Source organism: Staphylococcus sp. SUC_1.2, assembly GCF_026222585.1.
The window spans coordinates 1-2,095 of the sequence record NZ_JANJPM010000071.1 but is presented as its reverse complement, the minus strand read 5'-3'; the positions used below and the strand labels follow the sequence as shown (position 1 = coordinate 2,095).

The 2,095-nt window shown below is 30.1% G+C and carries 2 protein-coding genes and 1 pseudogene; all 3 read right to left on the bottom strand.

What is annotated here, in order from left to right; all coding sequences use genetic code 11:
- A pseudogene (locus NR218_RS12615) lies at positions 1–171 on the bottom strand (ISL3 family transposase); the annotation flags it as partial.
- Between the two features lie 255 nt (positions 172–426).
- On the bottom strand, positions 427–1,578 hold the full coding sequence (chrA, locus tag NR218_RS12610) for a chromate efflux transporter (protein WP_049426475.1): 1,152 nt from the start codon (positions 1,576–1,578) through the stop codon (positions 427–429).
- A gap of 40 nt (positions 1,579–1,618) precedes the next feature.
- Positions 1,619–2,011, bottom strand: coding sequence for an arsenate reductase (thioredoxin) (gene arsC, locus NR218_RS12605; RefSeq protein WP_016930481.1), 393 nt, complete (start codon positions 2,009–2,011; stop codon positions 1,619–1,621).
- Positions 2,012–2,095 lie beyond the last annotated feature (84 nt).

The window sequence follows — 2,095 nt, the reverse complement described above, 5'->3', positions numbered from 1 at the left end:
AGAGAAATTTTCATTTTTAGTTGAACAATTTTCACAATGTGTAGGTTGATAAGTGAGCTCGTCATAGTAAAACAAGCTCATTTGTCCTTTATGTTTTTTCTCAATCACTTCATCTGAAAAATTTAGATTTTTATCTTTAATTCTTAATGTATTTAATAAAGACTTACGCATAGGCGCATTACTTTTCTTTTTTATTTTGTGTGGTAACTAATAATTATAGAGGTAATTGCGCTATTTTTGTATTCAAACATAAAAATTGGACTGATGATTTTTAGTCATCAGTCCAATTTATTATAGAGCCTTTTTTACTATCTTTTACATTGAGATAAAGTACTATAATTACACGAAATCAATTATTTTAATTTATAATGGTTACTTTAATAACTATACTTATAAAATTTATTCTTTGATTATGAACGAGAAAGATTAGTAAAACATTATACCTATTATAATGCCTATTAGCACAATAGACCAGGAAGGTAATTTATAATAAACCAGGAATACGAATAATGAGCTAGCTAGAACAAAATCTAATTCTGATTTAATAGTTGAAGCCCAAATCGGATTATAAAATGCAGCGATAAGAATACCGACTACACCCGCGCTTATACCTTTTAAAAAACCTTCAGCATAAGTGTTAGATTTAATATCATCCCAAAATGGTAACACTCCAAATAATAATAGAAATGCTGGTAGGAATATAGCGATAGTAGCCAAAACTCCTCCTCCAATACCTTCTATAGACATGCCAATATATGAAGAGAACGTAAATAATGGTCCAGGTACAGCTTGAGCAGCAGCATAACCCGTTATGAAACTATCAGGTGATATCAAACCTTGTGGTACAAATTCATTTTCTAATAAAGGTAATACGACATGACCACCTCCAAACACTAAAGAACCAGATCTATAAAAACTATCGAACATTCTGAGCCATAAATTATTCGTCATAGAACTAACTATAGGTAATACAATTAATAGTAAAAAAAATAATGAAATTGAAATAAACCCTAACATTTTAGGTAATTTAAATGTCTTCACTCTTAAATTATTTATATCTGTAGAGGTTTCTTTTAAAAAGATAAGACCATATATACCAGTAATAGATAATGCGATTACTTGAATGTAAAGATTATCGATTGTAAGAGATAATATAAGAACAAATAATGCCAATGTAATGGTACTTTTAGTATTTGTTAATTTTTTACCCATACCTATTATGGCTTGGGCAACAATGGCAACAGCTACTAGTTTTAATCCTTGGATCCAAGTTAAACTAGAATCATTATTAATAAATAATGCTGAAAAAACCATAAGTATAATCACAGAAGGAAGTGTAAAACCAATAAAAGAAATAATTCCTCCCAGAATTCCTCCTCTAATCGTTCCTATACCAATACCAACTTGGCTGCTTGCAGGTCCAGGTAAAAACTGGCATAGCGCTACTAAATCTGAGTATTCTTTTTCATCAAGCCATTTTCTTTTCTTAACATATTCATCATAAAAATAACCTAAGTGGGCAGTTGGTCCTCCAAATGATAGTAATCCAAGTTTTAATGCAACTAAAAATATATTTATACATAAAAAGCTCCTTGTATTTCGTTGATTAATTTTTTACTTAACTATCAAATTCTTTAATTTTTTTGCCAATTTCATCTCTAACGCGTTGAAATTCTGACCACTCTTTACCTGCTGGATCATCAAAACCCCAATGCTCTTTTTTAACGTTTGGTGGTAAAATAGGACAATTATCGTCTGCATCACTACATAACGTTACGACCAAATCTGATTGTTTTAAAATATCATTATCAATCAAGTCTGACGTATGGTTTGATATATCAATATCTACTTCTTTCATAGCTTCTATTGCTTTAGGATTAACACCATGTGTTTCAATACCGGCAGAATAGACATTCCAATCTTTACCCAATATTTTCTTTCCCCAACCTTCAGCCATTTGGCTACGACAAGAGTTTCCTGTGCATATAAAATAAATTGTTTTCTTATCCATAATTAAAGCCTCTTTTCTTAAAATATAATTAGTGTAAGGTATAAACCTAAAAGTGTTACAAATAGGACTGGAATAGTAATGATG

Bases quoted from the DNA above. Each gene is read 5' to 3' on its own strand.
- arsC (WP_016930481.1), bottom strand. From the start codon at position 2,011: ATGGATAAGAAAACAATTTATTTTATATGCACAGGAAACTCTTGTCGT.